The 19,842-nt window shown below is 72.4% G+C and carries 18 protein-coding genes; 13 read left to right on the top strand and 5 right to left on the bottom strand.

The features are described from left to right. Positions 1-8 precede the first annotated feature (8 nt). From Q4A22_RS01255 to Q4A22_RS01240, 4 genes are all read left to right on the top strand, one after another. Positions 9-803 carry a DUF4232 domain-containing protein gene (locus Q4A22_RS01255; RefSeq protein ID WP_303176708.1) on the top strand — a complete coding sequence of 265 codons (795 nt, stop codon included), beginning with the start codon at positions 9-11 and terminating at the stop codon, positions 801-803. Then, complete coding sequence (locus Q4A22_RS01250; RefSeq protein ID WP_303176707.1) at positions 793-5,838, top strand: DEAD/DEAH box helicase; 5,046 nt, start codon at positions 793-795, stop codon at positions 5,836-5,838. The genes Q4A22_RS01255 and Q4A22_RS01250 overlap by 11 nt, the downstream gene beginning before the upstream one ends. A gap of 86 nt (positions 5,839-5,924) precedes the next feature. Next, positions 5,925-6,128: a CopG family transcriptional regulator gene (locus Q4A22_RS01245; RefSeq protein ID WP_303176706.1), complete on the top strand. Its 204-nt coding sequence runs from the start codon at positions 5,925-5,927 to the stop codon at positions 6,126-6,128. Between the two features lie 61 nt (positions 6,129-6,189). Beyond that, positions 6,190-6,480: a hypothetical protein gene (locus Q4A22_RS01240; protein WP_303176705.1), complete on the top strand. Its 291-nt coding sequence runs from the start codon at positions 6,190-6,192 to the stop codon at positions 6,478-6,480. Positions 6,481-6,567: 87 nt separating this feature from the next. On the opposite strand, the gene Q4A22_RS01235 is transcribed toward Q4A22_RS01240, so the two are convergent. Beyond that, positions 6,568-6,771 (bottom strand): hypothetical protein, encoded by a 204-nt coding sequence (locus tag Q4A22_RS01235; protein WP_303176704.1) that lies wholly within the window; start codon positions 6,769-6,771, stop codon positions 6,568-6,570. Between the two features lie 131 nt (positions 6,772-6,902). On the opposite strand from Q4A22_RS01235, the gene Q4A22_RS01230 reads away from it, so the two are divergent. Then, positions 6,903-8,000, top strand: a complete 1,098-nt coding sequence (locus tag Q4A22_RS01230) for a DNA-formamidopyrimidine glycosylase family protein (RefSeq protein ID WP_303176703.1) — start codon at positions 6,903-6,905, stop codon at positions 7,998-8,000. A 107-nt stretch (positions 8,001-8,107) separates the two neighbouring features. Here Q4A22_RS01230 and Q4A22_RS01225 read toward each other — a convergent pair whose 3' ends face one another. Both Q4A22_RS01225 and Q4A22_RS01220 read right to left on the bottom strand, forming a co-directional pair. Continuing rightward, positions 8,108-9,115: a CAP domain-containing protein gene (locus tag Q4A22_RS01225; protein ID WP_303176702.1), complete on the bottom strand. Its 1,008-nt coding sequence runs from the start codon at positions 9,113-9,115 to the stop codon at positions 8,108-8,110. 209 nt (positions 9,116-9,324) lie between these two features. Beyond that, the gene (locus Q4A22_RS01220; protein ID WP_303176701.1) at positions 9,325-10,305 is read right to left on the bottom strand and encodes a pseudouridine synthase; all 981 of its coding nucleotides are present in this window, start codon (positions 10,303-10,305) and stop codon (positions 9,325-9,327) included. 74 nt (positions 10,306-10,379) lie between these two features. On the opposite strand from Q4A22_RS01220, the gene idi reads away from it, so the two are divergent. Then, the gene (gene idi, locus Q4A22_RS01215) at positions 10,380-10,922 is read left to right on the top strand and encodes an isopentenyl-diphosphate Delta-isomerase (RefSeq protein WP_303176700.1); all 543 of its coding nucleotides are present in this window, start codon (positions 10,380-10,382) and stop codon (positions 10,920-10,922) included. 83 nt (positions 10,923-11,005) lie between these two features. Then, on the top strand, positions 11,006-11,944 hold the full coding sequence (locus Q4A22_RS01210; protein WP_303176699.1) for a GDSL-type esterase/lipase family protein: 939 nt from the start codon (positions 11,006-11,008) through the stop codon (positions 11,942-11,944). 33 nt (positions 11,945-11,977) lie between these two features. On the opposite strand, the gene Q4A22_RS01205 is transcribed toward Q4A22_RS01210, so the two are convergent. Beyond that, complete coding sequence (locus Q4A22_RS01205; protein ID WP_303176698.1) at positions 11,978-12,676, bottom strand: type 1 glutamine amidotransferase domain-containing protein; 699 nt, start codon at positions 12,674-12,676, stop codon at positions 11,978-11,980. 134 nt (positions 12,677-12,810) lie between these two features. On the opposite strand from Q4A22_RS01205, the gene Q4A22_RS01200 reads away from it, so the two are divergent. From Q4A22_RS01200 to Q4A22_RS01180, 5 genes are all read left to right on the top strand, one after another. Beyond that, positions 12,811-13,401 carry a TetR/AcrR family transcriptional regulator gene (locus Q4A22_RS01200; protein WP_303176697.1) on the top strand — a complete coding sequence of 197 codons (591 nt, stop codon included), beginning with the start codon at positions 12,811-12,813 and terminating at the stop codon, positions 13,399-13,401. A gap of 107 nt (positions 13,402-13,508) precedes the next feature. Continuing rightward, positions 13,509-14,414, top strand: a complete 906-nt coding sequence (locus tag Q4A22_RS01195; RefSeq protein WP_303176696.1) for an acetoacetate decarboxylase family protein — start codon at positions 13,509-13,511, stop codon at positions 14,412-14,414. Positions 14,415-14,480: 66 nt separating this feature from the next. Continuing rightward, positions 14,481-15,404 (top strand): NAD-dependent epimerase/dehydratase family protein, encoded by a 924-nt coding sequence (locus Q4A22_RS01190; RefSeq protein ID WP_303176695.1) that lies wholly within the window; start codon positions 14,481-14,483, stop codon positions 15,402-15,404. A 206-nt stretch (positions 15,405-15,610) separates the two neighbouring features. Further along, complete coding sequence (locus Q4A22_RS01185) at positions 15,611-16,783, top strand: glycoside hydrolase family 76 protein (RefSeq protein WP_303176694.1); 1,173 nt, start codon at positions 15,611-15,613, stop codon at positions 16,781-16,783. Between the two features lie 62 nt (positions 16,784-16,845). Then, on the top strand, positions 16,846-17,388 hold the full coding sequence (locus Q4A22_RS01180) for an NUDIX hydrolase family protein (protein WP_303176693.1): 543 nt from the start codon (positions 16,846-16,848) through the stop codon (positions 17,386-17,388). Positions 17,389-17,391: 3 nt separating this feature from the next. Here the strand turns inward: Q4A22_RS01180 and Q4A22_RS01175 are convergent, their stop codons facing one another. Beyond that, a complete protein-coding gene (locus Q4A22_RS01175; RefSeq protein ID WP_303176692.1) occupies positions 17,392-18,468 on the bottom strand; it encodes an FUSC family protein in 1,077 nt (358 codons plus the stop codon). Positions 18,469-18,541: 73 nt separating this feature from the next. Here Q4A22_RS01175 and tgt point away from each other — a divergent pair, with 73 nt between their 5' ends. Continuing rightward, a complete protein-coding gene (tgt, locus tag Q4A22_RS01170) occupies positions 18,542-19,828 on the top strand; it encodes a tRNA guanosine(34) transglycosylase Tgt (RefSeq protein ID WP_303176691.1) in 1,287 nt (428 codons plus the stop codon). Positions 19,829-19,842: the final 14 nt, after the last annotated feature.

The following is a 19,842-nucleotide window of genomic DNA, read 5'->3' as shown; positions in this document are numbered from 1 at the left end:
CTGGTGCCATGAAGACCACCTCGCCCACCCCCCGGGGCGCCCACACCACCTCCCGCCCGCTGCTCGCCGCCACCGCGCTGACCGCCCTGCTGGCCCTGTCGGCCTGCGGCTCCACGGACGAGGCACCCGCCGGTGACGCGGGTTCGGCGAGTGCCACGGCGTCGTCGTCCGCCACGAGCTCTCCCAGCGGGACGAGCGCGTCCCCCTCCGCCACGGAGTCCGCCTCCTCCAGCGGCGCACCGAGCACCGGAACCGCGCAGCCGACCGCCACGGCTGAGGCCTCCGAGGACACCACTCCCGTTCCCGCGGAGACGCGCCAGGCCTCCGCGCCGGAGGCGGGCATGCCCACCGCGAGCCCGTTAGACCAGCAGGCGGCAGACGCCGTGACCGCGGGCGAGGTGTGCAGCGCCGCGCAGCTCAGCGGCACGGCCACGCCCGAGCAGGGGGCCGCGGGACACACCATCGCGAACCTCACCCTGACCAACACGGGCTCCGCCCCGTGCATCCTGGACGGGTACGCCGGCGTCTCCTTCGTGGACGCCTCCGGCGCCACCGTGGGCGCCCCCGCGTCCCGGGACAGTGCCGGAGCGGGCGCCGTCACGCTGCAGCCGGGCGCGTCCGCGAGCGCGGGGCTGAGCATCACCCGACCCGGTGTGATCGGACAGGTGTGCAACCCGCACGAGACCACCGGGCTGCGCGTCTACCCGCCGGGCAGCCACGAGTCGCTGGTGGTCTCGTACCCGGGACAGGCCTGCGGCAACCCCAAGGTCTCCCAGCTGCAGGTCAAGGGTTTTGGCGGCTGACCCGGTCCTGAACCTCTTCTCCCCCGCCACTGCGCAGTGGTTCGACGCCGCCTTCAGCGGCCCCACGGCGGCCCAGCGTGGCGCGTGGGAGGCCATCGCGGCGGGCCGCCACGCCCTGGTGGTGGCCCCCACGGGCTCCGGCAAGACCCTGGCCGCGTTCCTGTGGTCCATCGACCGGCTGCTCACGGCCAAGGCTCCCGCCGCTGCCGAGGCCGACGACGCCGCCGCGGCCCTCCCCGCGGACCGCACCTCGGTGCTCTACATCTCCCCGCTCAAGGCCCTGGGTGTGGATGTGGAGCGCAACCTGCGGGCACCGCTGATCGGGATCACGCAGGCCGCGAAGGCCGCCGGGGGTGAGCCCCCGGAGATCTCCGTGGGTGTCCGCTCGGGTGACACCCCGCAGGCGATCCGCCGTGCCCTGCTGGCGCACCCGCCGGACGTCCTGATCACCACCCCCGAGTCCCTGTACCTCATGCTCACGTCCAAGGCCCGGGAGACCCTGCGCCACGTGGACACCGTGATCATCGACGAGGTGCACGCGGTGGCCGGCACCAAGCGCGGTGCGCACCTGGCGGTGAGCCTGGAGCGCCTGGACGACCTGCTGGAGCGGCCCGCCCAGCGCATCGGGCTCTCCGCCACCGTGGAGCCCGTGGACACCGTGGCCGGGTTCCTGGGCGGCTCCCAGCCGGTGGACGTGGTGCGGCCCCCGTCCGAGAAGGACTGGGACCTCACGGTCTCGGTGCCCATCCCGGACATGACCGTGCTGGGCGGGGCGGCGGCGTCGCCGTCCTCGGACGGGTCCCCGAACCTGGACGGGGACCTGGGTGGCTCCGGACAGGCCACGGCGTCCATCTGGCCGCACGTGGAGGAGCGGATCGTGGACCTCGTGGAGGCCCACCGCTCCACGATCGTGTTCGCCAACTCGCGCGGGCTCGCGGAGAAGCTCACCGCCCGGCTGAACGAGATCCACGAGTTCCGGCTGGAGAACGCGGAAGAGGCTTCGGGGCGGTCCGACGGGGACCGCGCGGGCGGCGGGGACCCCGTGGCTCTCGGAGATGCGCTCTCGGGGCTCCTCGCGGAGAGTGCCGCCCGAGCAGCGGGCCAGGCGGGCGGCGTCGTCCCCTCCGGGAGCGAGCGGGAACCGGCCGCGATCCCCCGGCAGAGCAACCGCCACGAGGGAGCGTCCCCCGTTCTCGCGCGCGCCCACCACGGCTCGGTGTCCAAGGACCAGCGCAGCCTGATCGAGGAGGACCTGAAGACGGGGCGGCTGCGGTGCGTGGTGGCCACCTCGTCCCTGGAGCTGGGGATCGACATGGGCCACGTGGACCTGGTGGTGCAGATCGAGTCCCCGCCCTCGGCCGCCTCCGGCCTGCAGCGTGTGGGGCGCGCCGGGCACCAGGTGGGCGAGGTGTCGATTGGGCGGATCTACCCCAAGCACCGCGGGGACGTGCGGGACGCCGCCGTGATCGCGGAGCAGATGCTGCAGGGGAACCTGGAGCCGCTCTCGGTGCCCGCCAACCCCCTGGACATCCTGGCCCAGCAGACGGTCTCCGCGGTGGCCGCCGAGGACGTGGACGTGGAGGCCTGGTACGACACCCTGCGCCGCAGCGCCCCGTTCCGCTCCCTGCCGCGCTCCGCGTACGACGCCGTGCTGGACCTGCTCGCCGGCCGCTACCCCTCGGACGAGTTCGCGCAGCTGCGCCCCCGCCTGGTGTGGGACCGGGAGACGGGCACCCTGCAGGCCCGCCCCGGTGCGCTGCGCCTGGCCACCACGAGCGGCGGCACCATCCCGGACCGCGGCCTGTTCCCGGTGTTCCTGGTGGGCGAGCAGGACTCCAAGTCCCCCAAGCGGGTGGGCGAGCTGGACGAGGAGATGGTGTACGAGTCCCGCGTGGGGGACGTGATCGCCCTGGGCGCCTCCAGCTGGCGGATCGAGGAGATCACCCACAACCGGGTGGTGGTGGCCCCCGCCCCTGGCGTGCCGGGCAAGCTGCCGTTCTGGCACGGGGACGGGCTGGGGCGGCCCGTGGAGCTGGGGCGCGCCGTGGGCCGCTTCACCCGCGAGCTGGCCGGAGCCTCGGACGCGGAGGCCCGCGAGCGCCTGGCGGTGTCCGGGCTGGACGAGTGGGCGCAGGACAACCTGCTGGCGTACCTCGCGGAGCAGCGCGAGGCCACGGAGCACGTGCCGGACGACCGCACGCTCATGGTGGAGCGGTTCCGGGACGAGCTCGGGGACTGGCGCGTGGTGCTGCACAGCCCGTTCGGCACGCCGGTGCACGGCCCGTGGGCGCTGGCCGTGCGTGCGCGGCTGGACGAGCGCTGGGGCCTGGACGCCTCCGCGCAGGCCGCGGACGACGGCATCGTGCTGCGCGTGCCAGCCACGGACGAGGAGCCCCCGGGCGCGGAGCTGTTCCTGTTCGACCCGGACGAGCTCGAGCGCACCGTGACCGAGGAGGTGGGCGGCTCGGCGCTGTTCGCGTCCCGGTTCCGGGAGAACGCGGCCCGCGCCCTGCTCCTGCCGCGCGCGGACCCCGGCAAGCGCACCCCGCTGTGGCAGCAGCGCCAGCGCTCGGCCCAGCTGCTGGACGTGGCCCGGAAGTACCCGCAGTTCCCGGTCATCCTGGAGACGGTGCGCGAGTGCCTCCAGGACGTGTACGACGTCCCCGCCCTGCTCCAGCTGCAGCGGGACCTGGCCGGGCGGAAGCTGCGGGTGGTGGAGACCACCACGGACTCCCCCTCCCCGTTCGCGCGCACCCTGCTGTTCGGGTACGTGGCCCAGTTCCTCTACGAGGGGGACTCCCCGCTGGCTGAGCGCAAGGCCGCCGCTCTGTCCCTGGACCCCGCACTGCTCAACGAGCTGCTGGGCCGTGCCGAGCTGCGCGAGCTGCTGGACCCCGAGGTCATCGAGACCACCGTGCTGCAGCTGCAGCGCCTCGCCCCGGACCGCCGCCTGCGCGGGGTGGAGGGCGCCGCGGACCTGCTGCGCCTGCTCGGGCCCATGACCGCCGACGACGCCGCACTGCGCCTGCGCGCGGACGGTCCCGTTTCCGCCGGGGCGCCCGACCAGGGTGCCGGGGGCGCGGGGCCGGGCCCGGCGGCGTCGTCACCGGACGGGCCCGCCGAGGACGAGCGAGAGGAACGCGCCGAGGACCCCGCGTACCGCGCCATCACCCCGGAGGCGGCCCGCGAGCTGCTGGACGCCCTCGTGGAGGGCAACCGCGCGATCGTGCTGCGCGTGGGCGGGCGCGAGGTGTACTGCGCGGTGGAGGACGCCGCCCGGATGCGGGACGCGCTCGGGCAGCCACTGCCCATGGGGGTGCCGCTCGCGTTCCTGGAACCCGTGGCGGACCCCGTGGGGGACCTCGTCTCCCGGTACGCGCGCACCCACGGGCCGTTCAGCGTGGCGGAGGCCGCGCAGGCCCTGAGCCTGGGTCCGGCCGTGGTGGAGTCCGCGCTGCGAGGGCTGGCCAAGCAGCGGCGCGTGAGCGAGGGGGCGTTCCGCCCGAGCGGTGACCCGGCGGCGTCGGACTCGGAGTGGTGCGAGATCGAGGTGCTGCGGACCCTGCGGCGCCGCTCGCTCGCGGCGCTGCGCGCGGACGTGGAGCCCGTGGACCCGCAGGCGTACGCCACGTTCCTGCCCGCGTGGCAGCACGCGGTCAAGGGGCACCAGCTGCGGGGGCTGGACGGTGTGCTCACCGTGATCGACCAGCTGGCCGGCGTGCCGATCCCGGCGTCCGCGTGGGAGCCGCTCGTGCTCGCGCAGCGCGTGGTGGACTACCGCCCCGCCATGCTGGACGAGCTCATGGCCACGGGCGAGGTGGTCTTCTCCGGCGCCGGGTCCCTGGGCGGGGAGGACGGCTGGGTGGCGTTCCACCTGGCCGAGGCCGCGGAGCTGTCCCTGCCGCCCGTCGCGCAGCTGGACGCCGCCGCGGACGCCCTCGACTCCGCGCTGGAGCGCGAGCTGCTCGCGGTGCTGCAGCGCGGCGGTGCGTACTTCGCGTGGCAGCTGGTCCAGCCGCTCGCAGACGCCGGTGTGGCCGTGGACATGGCCCAGCTGCGGACCGCGCTGTGGAACCTGCTGTGGGCCGGGCTCGTCACCAACGACACCTACGCGCCCGTGCGCGCCCTGATCTCCGGCGGTCACTCGGCGCACAAGACTCCCAAGCGCCCAGCACGCTCGCGTGCGGCGGGCCGGCGCGGAGCGGCGCGGCTGCGTGCGGTGGGACGTGGTTCCGCCGGTTTCGACCCCGCGGGGTCCTCTGCCGACGCCGCCCCCTCCGGGACGCGCGTGGCGCGCGCCTCCGGGGGTGGCGAGGACCGGGCGACGGCCGGGCGCTGGTCCGTGCTGCGCCCCGAACCGCTGAACCCCACGGTGCGGGCGCAGGCCCAGGCGGAGCTGCTGCTGGACCGCTACGGCATTCTCACGCGCGGGCCCGTGGCGGTGGAGGACGTCCCCGGCGGATTCTCCACGGTCTACAAGGTGCTGCGCGCCCTGGAGGACGCGGGGCGCGCACGCCGCGGCTACTTCATCGAGGGGCTCGGCGCCGCCCAGTTCACGCAACCGGCAACGGTTGACGTGCTGCGCAGCTTCACGGACGACGACGCCGCCCGCAAGGGTGACCCCCAGGTTCTCGCCCTGGCGGCCACGGACCCGGCCAACCCGTACGGGGCGGCGCTGGAGTGGCCGGAGGCGGTGGTGCTGGAGTCCAGCACCAAGCACCGCCCGGGCCGCAAGGCCGGTGCCGTGGTGGTGCTCGTGGACGGCGCCCTGACCCTCTACCTGGAGCGCGGCGGGAAGACGGCGCTGGCGTTCGTCGCGGACGCAGACCTGCTGCACCTCGCCGCAGAGGCGGTGGCCGGGCTGGTGCAGCGCAAGGCCGTGGACTCCCTGGTGGTGGAGAAGGTCAACGGGGACTCGGTGCTCTCCTCGGAGGAGCTGGTCACCGCGGTGCGGGACGGGCTGCTCACGGGCGGGTTCTACCAGACGCCGAAGGGTGTGCGGATGCGGGCGCCGGTGGGTGGGGGCGGGAGCTGACGATCCTGCGTCACCGTGCCGGGACGGGCACCCGTTGCGCGTCTTCAGCCCCCTCCACGCGATACCGCCTCGATACCATGGGTTGCATGGCCATGACCTTGCGACTGACGGCGGATGACGAGCGCGTCCTGGCGGAGCTCGCGGAGGCGGAGGGCATCAGCCGTCAGGAGGCGACGATTCGGGCCATTCGCGAGATGGCCGCGCGCCGCGGCCATGAGCGCCGGGTGAGTGAGTCGTCGGCTCGCGCCCGCGCGCGGTACGCCGGTGTGCTGGACCGGTTCGGCGGGTGACGTAGTCACCCCACCACAAAAGTGTGTGGCCTGAGGCGCGCCCCTCGCCTACGGTGATTCCATGGCCTCACCCCACACGCGCTTCCGCATGACTCGCGAAGCCCGCGAAAGTCTCGGCGACACCTTTCGGCGTTTCCGCGTCGAGGGGTTGGCTGCAGAGCCGGTGATCTTCGGGGCTGAGGGCAAACCCGAGGCTGTCATCCTCCCCTATCAGGCATGCAGAGCCCTCGCCCCTCTGCTGGAGGACCTGACCATCGCGGCGACTGTCCGCACCCGTGTCGGCAAGGGCGGGTCGGCCCCGCTGTCGGAAACAGCGCACCTACTGGGTTTGAACCCGTCCGAGTTCCGGTAACCACACGCGCCTGGGGACTCACGCATCGCCCAGCTTCGAGTGGGACATCCGGGGCTGCCGCACGGCACCGTTCGCCTGGGAGCCGTCCTACTTCCTGCTCTTCACGAATGTCAGCAGCGAGGCCAGGCCGGCCACACCGAAGACCACGATTCCGATGACCCGCAGGTACAACACGCTGTCCGTGTCCGCCAAGAACGCGACCACAAGGCCGGCGAGCGCCACCAGGCCCAGGCCCACGGCCAGCGCACAAGTTTTCTCCTGGCCCAGTGCAGTGCTTCCCTGAGTGGTCATTCGATTCTCCTCCCGTCGAGTTGAACCATCCACGACACCACGGTTCACCACCGTCCACAATGGCCATTCGGCCACACGTGAGGAGCTACGGCATACGCTGAACACCACACCCCCAACCCAGGAGGCCCCCCGTGCCCGAAGGTGATTCCGTCTACCGCCAGTGCAAGATGCTGCGCGGCGCGCTGGAGGGCGCGGTGATCGAGAGCTCGGACTTCCGGGTGCCCGCACTCGCCACCTCGGACGTCTCCGGGCGCACCGTGGTGGCCGTGGTGCCGCGTGGAAAGCACATCCTCATCCGGCTCTCCGCCGCGCCGAACGCCGAGGAGATGCGCTCCGGCGCCGAGCCCCTCACCCTGCACTCGCACCTGATGATGGACGGCACCTGGCGGGTCTTCGACCGGCGGCAGGATGACGACGCCGGGCACCCGAGCGAGCACCGCACCAGGGGAGCCGGCGCAGACAGAGGCGGCGCAGATGTGCGCGGACCAGGCCGTGCGGCGTCGTCGTCCGGGCGGGGCGGCGTGCGACGGAGCCGACCCGGCGCGAGCCCCTACCGCCCGCGCGGGCAGGCGCGCCGGGGCGGAAGCGTGCGGTCCGCCGCGGAGGCACGGACCCGGATCAGCGCGGACGTGGCCATCGGGCAGGGCTCGCACACCATCCGCGTGGTCCTGCGCACCCAGGACGTGGAGGCGGTGGGCTTCGACGTGAAGGACGTCCGCCTGGTGCCCACCCGCCTGGAGGACCAGGAGCTCGTGGGCTACCTGGGCCCGGACATCCTCGGCCCGGACTGGGATCTGGGGAAGGCCCTGGAGCGGCTGGGCGCGCAGCCGGACCGCGCGATCGGCACGGCGCTCATGGACCAGCGCAACCTGGCGGGGATCGGCAACGTGTACCGCGTGGAGACCCTGTTCATGTCCCGCACCAACCCGTGGGCCCGAGTGGACTCGCTGCCGGAGGGGAAGCTGCGGGAGATCGTCGTGCTCGCCCACAAGCTGCTGCACCTGAACAAGGACCGCTCCATGCGCTCCACCGTGGGCCAGGCGCCGCAGGGCCGCCCCCTCTTCTGGGCGTACGGCAAGGACGGTCAGCCGTGCCGCCGCTGCGGGGCCCTGCTGAAGCGCGGGGAGATCGACGACGCCCTGCTCACCGTGGATCCCGAGCCCTCCCGCACCGCGGTGCAGCACCTGCGCACCATTACGTGGTGCCCACGGTGCCAGGCGGCGGACTGACCGCGCACCGGGAACCGGCGGACGGGCACGCAACCGCCCCGCGAACCCGAGCCTGGGGCTGGGATTCGCGGGGCGGCGTCGTCGTGGCGGTGGGAGGTGCAGGGGGGTCAGCGCGTGACCCAGGTGCGGCCCGTGGTGCGGGACCAGTGCGCGGTGCACCCGTTGGAGAAGCGCTGCCGCACCTCGGAACCGGCGCCGTACTCCTCCGTGAGGGGGTAGCCCCAACCGCGCTCGAAGCCCGCTGCCTTCCACGCGCTGCCGATACCGCCGGACTCCTTGACGGCGTGCGCGCCGGTGCGCGGGGACCACAGGATCTTCCACTGGGCCCCGCCGGGGGTGCGGAAGCTCTGGTAGACGCCGCCGCCCACGAGACCGCCGCGCTCGGGAGTGGTGGGTGTGCCCAGCACGCGGCTGCCGCCCAGCGCCAGGTAGCGGGTGCGGATCCCGCCCGTCACGGAGTAGACGGTGGCCGCGGCGCCGGTGCTCGACTGCGGTGCCACGGCACCGCCCGTCACGCTGCTGCGGGTGTCCGCCGGGGCCCCGGAGCCGGGGAAGCCGTAGGAGTCCACGGTGCCCACCAGCCGCCAGCCCTGCCCGGTCCCGGACAGCCGTCCGTCCACGTAGGTGAGGCCGATGCCCACCACCTCCATGCGGGGGTCGGTGAGCACCTTGTTGTGCGCGGGTGAGCCCTTCCACCAGGTGGTGAGGTCCGTGACCGAGTTCTGGAAGGACAGGGCGTGGATCTCCCCGGCGGCGTCGTACCCGGCGGCACGGCGGTCCGTGAGGAACGTGTTCGCGTGGTTCACGACTTCCTGGCGAACCAGCCGGTCCGACTGGCCCTGCGAGATCCCGGACAGGGACGGCGAGTACTTCACGGGCTTCAGGCCCTTGGAGGCCCGGTGGCTGTTGATCTGCCCGAGCATCTTCTGGGCGTCCGCGGCCCGGGTGGCGGCGGAGACGGACACGATGTCGGAGGACGCGGCCCGCGCCTGCGGAGCCGTGACCAGGCTGCCGGTCACCACCACGGCGGCTGCCGCCGCGGCCGCGACCAGGGCCGTGAGGGGGCGGGGGAGGACGGTCCGCCGGGTGCGGACAGAGAGGTGGCGAGGGGGCATGGGGGATCTTTTCGTCGTCGGGCGCGCAGGCACTCCACCGCGGGGTGCGGCGGGGCGGTACGCGCTGGCGGGAACAGCTCACGTCGGCAGACGCCGACCAGTGCGGCGCACACCGGATGTCGGCGTGTGCAGCGCGGGCCCAGAAGGGGAGGAAAGACCCGCGGCCACGGTACCCCGGCGGGGCATGGGGCGGTGCGGTGGGTCACATGTTACGCAATCGTGACATTGCCGCTCTGCCGGGCCGCGGCATGGCTGCTCGGTGTCAGCCGCGACTCGATCCGCACGGGCTGGCCGGTCATGGGGTGCGTGAACTCCAGGGAGCGGGCGATCAGCTGCAGGGGGTTGTCCGGATCCTCCACGTCGAAGTCCTCGCGAGGTTCGGGGTACAGCCTGTCCCCCCGCAGGGGCAGTCCGAGCGAGGTCATGTGCACCCGGATCTGGTGGGTGCGCCCGGTCAGCGGGGCGATCTCGTACAGCCCCCACCGCCCCTCCGCGTCCTCGAAGGTCTCCGCGAGACGGACGTCCGTGACGGCGTTGACCTCCCCCGGTTCCTCGAAAGCCTGCACCACGCCCTGGATCTTGCGGATCCGGGACTCCACGCGCACGGGTTCCTCCCCCACGCGCTCGCCCACCCCGGCCACGGCCCAGTACGTCTTGCGCACCGTGCGCTCCTGGAACAGCCGGTGGAACGCGCCACGGTCCTGGGCGTTCCTGCACAGCAGCAGCACCCCTCCGGTGGAGCGGTCCAGGCGGTGCAGGGCGGAGATCTCGTCGTTGCCGAACTGGCACCGCGCGGCCACCACCGCCGAGCGCCGCACGTTCTCCCCCTTGGGGGTGCTGCACAGCCCGTGGGGCTTGTCCACGGCCAGGACCCAGCGGTCCTCGTAGAGCACGTCCAGGGTCACGGGGGCGGCGTCCTCGTCCGGGACCGGGCGGTGGAACCACACGGACACCCCCGCCTCGTACGGTGTCTGCGGGGTCACGACGACGCCGCCGTCCCCCAGCACCCGACCGGCAGCCACCTGCTCGCGGAACCAGGCGGCGTCGTCCGGGAAGCGTCGCTGCACGTACTCCACCGCGGTGGCCGGCAGACCGGGCAGCGCGTCCAGCACGGGGTCCGGGGCACCGGGGCCCGGCATCCGCACCCGCGCGGGGCCCACACCCCGCACCGTGGGAAGCGGCGGGCTCACCCGGCGCCTCACGTGATGTCTCCCCCGGCCACTACCATGGCGAGGAACCTAACACACGAGCGTGAGGCGGCCAGGTGGACCAGCACAGCACCCCGGAGCGCGTGATTCTCCTGGACGAGACGCACCAGCCGGCCGGGACGGCCCTGAAGTCAGAGGTGCACACCGAGGACACTCCCCTGCACCTGGCGTTCTCGTGCCACGTGCTCAACGCGCGGGGACAGGTCCTGGTGACCCGGCGCGCGCTGAGCAAGCGCACGTGGCCCGGCGTGTGGTCCAACGCGTTCTGTGGTCACCCGGGACCTGACGAGTCCTTCGAGGACGCCATCGCACGCCGCGCCCGCCAAGAGCTCGGCCTGGAGATCCGGAACCTCGCGCTGGTGCTGCCCGAGTTCCAGTACCGCGCCACGGACGCCTCCGGCGTGGTGGAGAACGAGTTCTGCCCCGTGTTCGTGGCCGCCACGGACAGCGACCCGCACCCCGCCGAGACGGAGGTCGCGGAGCACGCGTGGACGGCCCCGCAGGACCTAGTGGCCGCCGTGACCAGCGCACCGTACGCGTTCAGCCCGTGGCTCGCGGACCAGCTCCGGGAACCCGCGCTGCGGGAGGCGCTGGGCTGACCGGGCAGGCGGCGCCCCCCCTGGCCCCCAGGCCGGGCGGCGCGGAGGCGCCGTCGACGCGCCGCTCTCTCTATGCTTCGCGTATGACAGCTCGCGACGCCCCGACTCTCCTCTTCTCGTTCGGCACCCTGGTGGACGAGCCGGTGCAACAGGCGGTGTTCGGCGCGCCAGTCGCATCCCGCCGCGCCGCGCTGGCCGGGCACGACGTGGTCGACGTGGCGATCACCGACCCGCACGTGATCGAGGTGAGCGGGTCCGCAGTCCACAGGGGCCTGCGACGCCGCACGGGCGCTGCAGTGACCGGCGGCGTCCTCCAGCTGTCTCCCGAGCAGCTCGCCCAGGCCGATGCCTACGAGGTGGATGCCTACGTCCGACGTCGGGTGCGCCTGCAGAACGGGGACCCCGCCTGGGCGTACGTGGCCGCGAACCCGCTGGAAGCAGCCGAGCGGATCGCCGTGATCGGGGACAGCATCGCCCATGGACGGACCGACCCGGCCGGAGGTTGGGCGGCGGCGCTGGGCCGGCACCACGTGGAGGCGGACGAGGCAAACCACCGCCTGTTCCAGCTGGCCATTCCCGGCGCGACCCTGGTGGAGACCTGCCACCGGGCGCCGGGGGAAGTTGACCGGCGGCGTGCCGACACCGTTCTGGTCCACGCAGGCATCAACGACCTTGCGGGAACCGATGCCACGCGGCGCTCCCCCGGAGACCTGGTGGAGGCCATGGGCGCGCTGTGCACCCACATCGAGGATCGAGGCGCGCGGCCCGTGGTCCTCGGCCCCATCTGGACGGACGAGCAGCGAGCGGCAGAGGGGTTCGGGCTGAACCTGGAACCGGGCGTCCTGCAGAGGTACCGGGACGAGCTTCTGAGGTTCGGCGAGACCACCGGCCGAGACGTGGTGGACCTGTGGCCCGTCCTGGAGGACCGGCCGGACCTCATCTCGGACGGAGTTCACCCCACTCCGGAAGGGCATGCCGCTCTGTTTGCGGCGCTCCCCGGAATCAACCCATCTGAGGCCTAGACCCCTGCCAGACGGGGCAGGCGGCGTCGTGGGTCAGGCGAGGTCCGCGAGGATCCGCTCCGCGAGCGCGTCCGCGGACTGCGGGTTCTGACCCGTGTAGAGCGCACCGTCCACCTCCACGAAGGGGCGCAGCGGCAGGAGCCCCTTGCGGTAGTCGATCCCGGCCTCCGTGAGGGCATCCTGCAGGTACCACTTGGCCTTCCACCCGAAGGTGTTCAGGCGTTCCTCCGTGTTGGACAGCCCCGTCATCCGCCTGCCGGCGAAGGGGTTGCTGCCGTCCTCGTTCGCGGCGGCCAGCACGGCGACGGGGGCGTGGCACAACAGGGCGAGCGGCTTGCCGGATGCGAGCCGCTTCCGCAGCAGCTCTCCCGAGACGGGGTCGAAGGCGAGGTCCTCCATGGGACCGTGGCCACCGGGGTAGAACACGAGGTCGTACTCGGACTCGTCCACCCGGTCGAGAGGCACGGGGTGGTCGAGCTGCTCCCGGATGGAGTTGAGGTACGCACGTACCTCCTTGCGGCGCTTCGGCAGCCCGCCCGCGACGCCCAGGCTCAACTCGTCGAGCGTGGGAGCGACTCCCCCGGGCGTGGCCACCGTGATGCTCCATCCCGCCTCGGCGAAGAGCCGGTGCGGTTCCGCCAGCTCCTCGGCCCAGTACCCGGTGGGGTGCACCGTGCCGTCCTTGAGCGTCCAGCCGCTGGCTGCGGTGACGACGAACAGTACCTCGGTCATGGGCGTGTCCTTTCGTGGGGGTGCCCCTGGCGTGGCGGTTCCTGTCCGCAGCCGTGCCCGCGTGCAGCGGCGGTGGCGCGCGACGCCACCGGGGCCTAAAGTGTTCACTGTCAACTTTAAGGAAAGAAGTTCGTGTGTCAACCACCGAGGACAAGCAGTCACACCACCACGGGAACCTCCGCCCCGCCCTCGTGGCGGCGGGGATCGCCATGCTCGAGAGGGGGGAGCGCTTCTCGCTGCGAGCCGTCGCCCGCGAGGTGGGGGTCTCCCAGACAGCGCCGTACCGGCACTTCCCGGACAAGGCCCACCTCGAGGCCGCAATGGCCAGCACCGGCTTCGAGACCATGAAGCGGCGCATGGAGAACGTGCTCGCACACTCGACGCCGCGCTCGCAGGTCCTCACGGACCTCGCGGTGGCCTACGTGCGCTTTGCCGCGGAGAACCCCGCACTCTACGACCTCATGTTCTCCATCTCGACCTGCGGGGACGACCGCCTCCCCGCGTCCGCGGAGGTCTTCTCCCTGCTGGAGGGGACCGTGGCCGAGCACTATCCGCAGGCGGACACCTATGGGCTCACAACCGCCAGCTGGTCCATGGCGCACGGCCTGGCCTCCCTGTTCCTGAGCGGTCAGCTCCCGGTCACCACCCCCGAGGAGCTGGACGCCCGTGTGACCGGCGCATTCTCCGCGATCCTGCCGTCCGCACCAGCGGGGGAGGATGCGTAGGCGGCAGGCCAGCCACCCCTGTTGACACTGTCAACATATGATGTTTACAGTGTTCACACACCGGTGAGCACCGGTTGAGAACCCAGCAGGAAGAGGAAGTGGTCGCCATGACGGCGCACCAGGATGACACCGTGAACATCGCCCTCGGAGACCGCACCGTGACGGTCCCGCGGGGCGGGCTGTACGACAGGTACCGGATGCAGACCGATCTGGACGTGGTCGCCCAGGACTCCCGCGTGCCGGGTGTGGACTTCTTCCGGGACCAGCCGAAGACCGAGGTCGCCTCCAGGATCGGCACCACGTGGACGCCCAACTTCTACTACGCGATGTCCAGCGCCCGACTGAGCATGCTTGCTCCCACCAGGGCCCTTCGGCGCCGCCTCCCCGGGGAGCTCGACCCCCTGGAGATCGCCCCGGGGTTCGGGCTGGCCTCCCTCATGCTCTTCCGGTACGACGTCGCGGACATCGACTTCTACACCGAGGCCGCCGTGGGGATCGCCGTGAAACCACCCCGGCACGGGCGCTTCGGAGCGGTGGACACCCTGGCCGCGCTGAAGAACAACCACCTGCACGCCTACGTGCTGTCCCTGCCCGTGAACACGGAGATCGCGCAGGTGCGAGGACACGACGGCTACGGGTTCCCCAAGTGGGTGGCCCCCATCGACGTCACGGTGGACGAGCAGCGGACGGCCGCACGGATCGGCGCCGAGGACGGCGGCACCGACCTCGAGCTCTCGGCCCCAACGCCTGGGCAGAAACGCCACCCGAGTGGCACACGCGTCTCCTCCCTGACCTCCTACACGCAGGTCGAGGGCGCGTGGCACTCCACGTTCAATCAGACGAATGTCCTGGCCACGGGCACCAGGGTGCTGCCGAAGGACGTGCGACTGAGCCTCGGGCGTGGACGGGTCTCCGACGACATCCGCTCCCTGCGGCCGGTCCGGACCCTCTCGTTCGACGCCACGACCTCCGCCCAGGCCGCCCTGCACATGCCCACCGTCATCTCGGTCTAGGCACGGGCCGGACAGCAGCGCCCAGAACATCTGCGTTCACAGAAAATGCCATCGGAAGGACCACCCATGCAGACCATCCTCGGAGCCGGCGGACCCATCGCGGACGAGCTCGCCCGCGAGCTGCACCGCCACCACACGCACGACATCCGGCTGGTGAGCCGCCACCCATCCCAGGTCAACGGCACCGACGAGCTGGTGGCCGCAGACCTCACCGACGCGGAGGCGACCTCGCGCGCAGTGGCGGGCAGCGACGTCGTCTACCTCACCGTGGGCCTGCCCATGGACTCCGGGCTGTGGGAGGAGAAGTTCCCCGCGATGATGCGCAACACCCTCGCGGCGGTGAAGGAGCACGGCGCAAAGCTCGTGTTCTTCGACAACACCTACATGTACGCGGGGACGCCCGAGCCGCAGACCGAGGACACCGCGTTCGCGCCCCACGGCCGCAAGGGCGCGGTGCGCGCCGAGATCGCGACCATGCTGCTGGCGGAAATGCGCGCCGGGACCGTTGAGGCCCTGATCGGCCGCGCACCGGAGTTCTACGGGCCGGGCAAGACCAAGAGCTGGACCAACGCGCTCATCTTCGACCGCATCCGCGCGGGCAGGCGGCCGTTCGTGCCCGTCAGCGCGGACACGCGACGCTCCCTGATCTGGACCCCGGACGCGAGCCGGGCGCTCGCCCTGCTGGGCAACACCCCTGACGCCTACGGCCAGACCTGGCACCTGCCGATCGACCAGGACCGGCTCACGTACCGCCAGATGGTCGAGATCGCCTCGGAGATCACGGGCCGAAGGATCGGGTACACGGTGCTCCCCCGCGCTGTGTTCGCGGCCGGCGCGCGGTTCTCGTCCGGACTGCGAGAGGCCAACGAGCTGCTGCCGCGCTACCGCGGGGACAACCTCTTCGACACGTCCCGGTTCGCGGAACGCTTCCCCGAGTTCCAGGTCACCACGTACCGTCAGGGCATCGAGGAGATCCTCACGCAGTCCTGAGCCACCGCGCATACCTGCGAACGACGCCGCCAGACCCCTCCCCGAGGTCCCGCACCTCAGCCCGGGGACGTCGACCACGCACCGGCGAACGCGTCGGGGCCGCGCCGGAAGCGGGCTTGGGGTTGCCACCCGGTCGACCAGGCCCCGATCCACCACCCCCGGTAGGCTTCTGCCACACCCCCGCCACGTCCCGCAGGAGCACCGCGATGTCCGAGTCCCCCGCCCACCGCGCCGCCACGGCCGCCCGCTCCGTGGACCGCCTCTTCGGCTCGCGGGCCTTCCACGTGCCGGGCACGTACCTGGGCGCCGTGGCGTTCCCGCACCCGCGCCGCGGCCCGTGGCACTACTGGTGGCAGGCGCACCTGCTGGACTCCTTCGTGGACGCCGCCACCCGCGAGCGCCTGGCCGGCCATGCGGAGGACGCCGACCGCGCCCGGGCACGCGCCCACCAGCTGCTGCGGGGCATCGCCGTGCACAGCGGCGGGCGGGTGACGCACAACGTGTTCTTCGACGACATGGCCTGGCTCGCGCTCGCGCTGGGGCGGCTGCGCGACGAGGACGTGGCGGCCACGGGCGCCACCACGCGCGCAGTGCAGGACGCCGGCGTGGCGCTGGCGAAGCGCCTGGAGTCCGGATGCGACGCGAACCTGGGCGGCGGGACGTGGTGGAACATGACCCGGGACTACAAGAACACCGCGTCCACCGCCCCGGTGGCGCTGACCTTCCTGCGGATGCACCGGGTGGAGCAGGCACAGGAGCTGCTCACGTGGCTCTTCGACACCCTCTTCGACGCCGAACGGGGAGTGTTCCTGGACGGCATCCGCATGGTCGCGGCCGGTTCCGGTTCGGAGGTCACCGCGGTGGACCCGCACGTGTACACCTACAACGGCGGCCCGGTGCTGGGTGGCGTGCTGGAGCTGGCCGAGCACGTCACGAACCCGCAGGAGAAGCAGCTGTGGCTGTCGCGCGCCACGGCCCTCGTCCACGGCGCCGCCCGGGAGTTCACGGTGCCCGGGCCCCACGACCTCCCCGTGCTGAAGGGGCAGGGCGGCGGGGACGCCGGGCTGTTCACGGGGATCCTGGCGCGCTATCTGGGCGAGGCGGCGGCGTCGTCCGCTCTGGATGCCGAGGCGCGGGAGACCGCGCGGACCCTGGTGGCCGCCACGGCGGACGCACTGTGGGACGGGCGCCGAGAGTTCGACCCGGCCGAGGACTTCTCCCGGCCGGGCGCCACGGGAGGCGAGACCGTGGCGGTGTTCTCCCCCGAGCCGTCCCAGCACGCGAACCAGGCCCAGCGCGTGGGCGCCCCCGTGGAGCTGGGCACGCAGGTGCAGGCCTGGACGGTGCTGGAGGCGGCCGCGCGTTCGGCTGAAGGCTGAACCGGGCGCGTCACGCGGAGCGAGCCTGGCCCGCAGGGGTGTGGCGAGGGTAGAAACGAACCATGAGTTCAGTACGCACCCCGGACCCGAACCCTGGCTGGCTCAGCGAGGAGGACCTCAACCGAGCCCGCGCCTCGCTGCCCATCGTGTACGTGCAGGCCATTCCCGTGCGCCTGGACCCGCTGGGGTGCCTCTCCGAGATCGGTCTGCTGCTCACCGCCACCGACGAGGGCCGCATGGTCCGCACGTTCGTCTCGGGGCGCGTGATGTACCGGGAGACGGTGCGCGCGGCCCTGCTGCGCCACCTGGAGAAGGACCTGGGGCCGCTGGCGATGCCCCAGATGCCCTCCACCACGGTGCCGTTCGCCGTGTCCGAGTTCTTCCCGTCCCCCTCGGAGACGGGACTGACCGACGACCGCCAGCACGCCGTGGCGCTGAGCTACATCGTTCCCGTGCGCGGTGAGTGCGAACCCCGCCAGGACGCCCTGCAGCTGTCCTGGATGACCCCGGACGAGGCCCTCTCCCTGGACGTCCAGGAGGAGTTCGAGGGCGGGCGCGAGGATCTGGTCCGCCAGGCCATCGCCCACGCCGGCTGGGGGCGCTGAGACTCAGTCCCCGTCCCGGGCGCCCGTGGCCTGACGGATCAGCGGCACCGCCTGGGTGTCCGCGATCCGCTCCTCACGGGAGCGGAACACGTAGACCACAGCCAGCCCGCAGGCGGCCCCGATCACGGTCTCCAGCGCGCGGGCCTGCAGCAGGGACGTGTACTCGCCGCTGGGGGCGGCCAGCTGCGTCATGAGCAGCGCGAGCGGTGTGATGAACAGCAGTGCCACCGAGTAGTTGCGGCCCACGAACAGCTCCCCCAGGAACTGCAGGATGATCACGAACACCACAATGTGCCACGGCTGCAGCTGCAGGGACAGCAGGAACGCCGTGACGCCCACGCCTCCCAGGGTGCCCACCACGCGGTGCACGCCGCGCTGCAGGCGGGCGGAGAGGTCGGGGGCGGCGATGGGGGCGGCGGCCGCCACCATGGCCCAGTAGCTGTGTGACAGTCCGCTCAGCAGTCCCAGACCACCGGCCACAGCGGTGGCCAGGAAGAACCGGCCCGCGTGGGCCCACAGCTGGGCTGTGGTCAGGCCGTGGTGCACGGGCACGGGCGTGACGGGTCCGCGCACGCCCTCCCCCACCCAGCGGAACGCCAGCCCCAGCACCGTGGACAGTGCCGCGGAGGCGGCCGCGATCAGCCCCGCCTCCCACACCGGGGCGGCCTGCGGCAGGGTGCCGATGGCCCCCACCGCGAAGATGAAGAACAGCGAGCCCGCGGGCTTCAGCGTGAGGTGGGCCGCCAGCAGGGCTCCCAGCCCCGCCACCACGGCGGTCACGAGCAGGACCAGGGGCTGCGGGGTGTGCAGGGTGCTCAGCAGGGTTCCCAGCACCACGCACGCGGTGATGATGGCCCCGGCCTGGGCCTGGTGCTTGAACCGCGCCCCGATCGGCTCGTTGCGCGCGTAGATGGAGGTGAACGCCCCGAACGCCGCGTAGATCGCGAGGTCCGTGCGGTCCGTGGCGAGCAGCGCCAGCAGCGGGATGGCCACGGACAGCGCGATGCGCGCCGCGGGGACGTGGTCCCGCTGGGACGGCGGAACGTGGAAGAACTGGGACACCTGACTCACCGGGGGCACGCACGACCTTCTGGTTCGGGAACGGGGACACCACCATTGTCCCGCTGCGGCCGCGACCCGGCACAATGGTGGGGTGCCAGCCTCAGAATCCGCGCCCCCGTTCAGCTTCGAGCTCCACACCAGACTGCGTGACGGCGGCTCCGCCACCCCGCAGCGCGTGCGGGAGAACGGCGGACAGTTCCAGGCCCGCACGGGCACCATCACCACCCCGCACGGACAGATCCAGACCCCCGCGTTCATCCCGGTGGCCACCCAGGCGGCGGTGAAGGCCGTGCTCCCCGAGTCCATGGCGGCGGAGGGCGCACAGGCCATGCTCGCCAACGCCTACCACCTGTTCCTGCAGCCCGGGGACGACGTCCTGGACGAGGCCGGCGGGCTGAGCACCTTCATGAACTGGCCGCACCCCACGTTCACGGACTCCGGCGGGTTCCAGGTGATGTCCCTGGGATCGGGGCTCGGGAAGGTCATCGACATGACCGCCGTGGCCAGCCCCCTGGGGGACACCCACACAGCCCCGGGGCAGAAGCGCATGGCGCGCGTGGACGACGACGGCGTGTGGTTCCGCTCCTACCTCAACGGGGACCTGCACCGCTTCACCCCCGAGGTATCCATGCGGGTGCAGCACAACATCGGCGCGGACATCATGTTCGCGTTCGACGAGCTCACCACCCTGCACAACTCCCGCGAGTACCAGGAGACCGCCCTGGAGCGCACCCGGAAGTGGGCGCTGCGCTGCGTGGCCGAGCACCGCCGTCTCACGGAGGAGCGTGCCGCCAAGCCGTACCAGGCGCTGTTCGGCGTGATCCAGGGCGCGCAGTACGAGGACCTGCGCCGCAAGGCGTGCCGGGACCTCTCCGGGATGGGCTTCGACGGCTTCGGCATCGGCGGCGCACTGGAGAAGTCGCAGCTGGGCACGATCGTGCGCTGGTGCACGGAGGAGCTGCCGGAGAACACCCCCAAGCACCTGCTGGGCATCTCCGAGCCGGACGACATCTTCACCGCCATCGACAACGGCGTGGACACCTTCGACTGCGTCTCCCCCACCCGCGTGGCCCGCTCCTCCGCGGTCTACTCCCCCACGGGCCGGTTCAACCTCACGAACATCCGCTTCAAGCGGGACTTCACGCCCATCTCGGACACCTGCCCCTGCTACACCTGCACGCACTACACCCGCGCGTACCTGCGGCACCTGTTCAAGTCCAAGGAGCGCAACGCCGCCACTCTGGCGTCCATCCACAACGAGCGCTTCGTCCTGGACCTCGTGGCCGGCGCCCGCGCCGCCATCGAGGCGGGCACCTACTTCGAGTACCGGGACGACTTCCTGGGCACCTACTACGGCACCACCCAGCCGAGCGCCTGAGGACGACGACGCCG

The organism is Kocuria sp. (assembly GCF_030530945.1).
Lineage (GTDB): Bacteria > Actinomycetota > Actinomycetes > Actinomycetales > Micrococcaceae > Kocuria.
The sequence above is the reverse complement of the archived record's forward strand: the minus strand, read 5'-3'. Positions and strand labels throughout refer to the sequence as shown.

Excerpts from the sequence above, each read along its gene's own strand:
- Q4A22_RS01210 (WP_303176699.1), top strand. The coding sequence starts at position 11,006 with ATGACAGCTCGCGACGCCCCGACTCTCCTCTTCTCGTTCGGCACCCTG.
- Q4A22_RS01190 (WP_303176695.1), top strand. The coding sequence starts at position 14,481 with ATGCAGACCATCCTCGGAGCCGGCGGACCCATCGCGGACGAGCTCGCC.
- Q4A22_RS01185 (WP_303176694.1), top strand. The coding sequence starts at position 15,611 with ATGTCCGAGTCCCCCGCCCACCGCGCCGCCACGGCCGCCCGCTCCGTG.
- Q4A22_RS01195 (WP_303176696.1), top strand. The coding sequence starts at position 13,509 with ATGACGGCGCACCAGGATGACACCGTGAACATCGCCCTCGGAGACCGC.
- Q4A22_RS01240 (WP_303176705.1), top strand. The coding sequence starts at position 6,190 with ATGGCCTCACCCCACACGCGCTTCCGCATGACTCGCGAAGCCCGCGAA.
- Q4A22_RS01245 (WP_303176706.1), top strand. The coding sequence starts at position 5,925 with ATGGCCATGACCTTGCGACTGACGGCGGATGACGAGCGCGTCCTGGCG.
- Q4A22_RS01180 (WP_303176693.1), top strand. The coding sequence starts at position 16,846 with ATGAGTTCAGTACGCACCCCGGACCCGAACCCTGGCTGGCTCAGCGAG.
- Q4A22_RS01205 (WP_303176698.1), bottom strand. The coding sequence starts at position 12,676 with ATGACCGAGGTACTGTTCGTCGTCACCGCAGCCAGCGGCTGGACGCTC.
- Q4A22_RS01225 (WP_303176702.1), bottom strand. The coding sequence starts at position 9,115 with ATGCCCCCTCGCCACCTCTCTGTCCGCACCCGGCGGACCGTCCTCCCC.
- Q4A22_RS01255 (WP_303176708.1), top strand. The coding sequence starts at position 9 with ATGAAGACCACCTCGCCCACCCCCCGGGGCGCCCACACCACCTCCCGC.
- Q4A22_RS01235 (WP_303176704.1), bottom strand. The coding sequence starts at position 6,771 with ATGACCACTCAGGGAAGCACTGCACTGGGCCAGGAGAAAACTTGTGCG.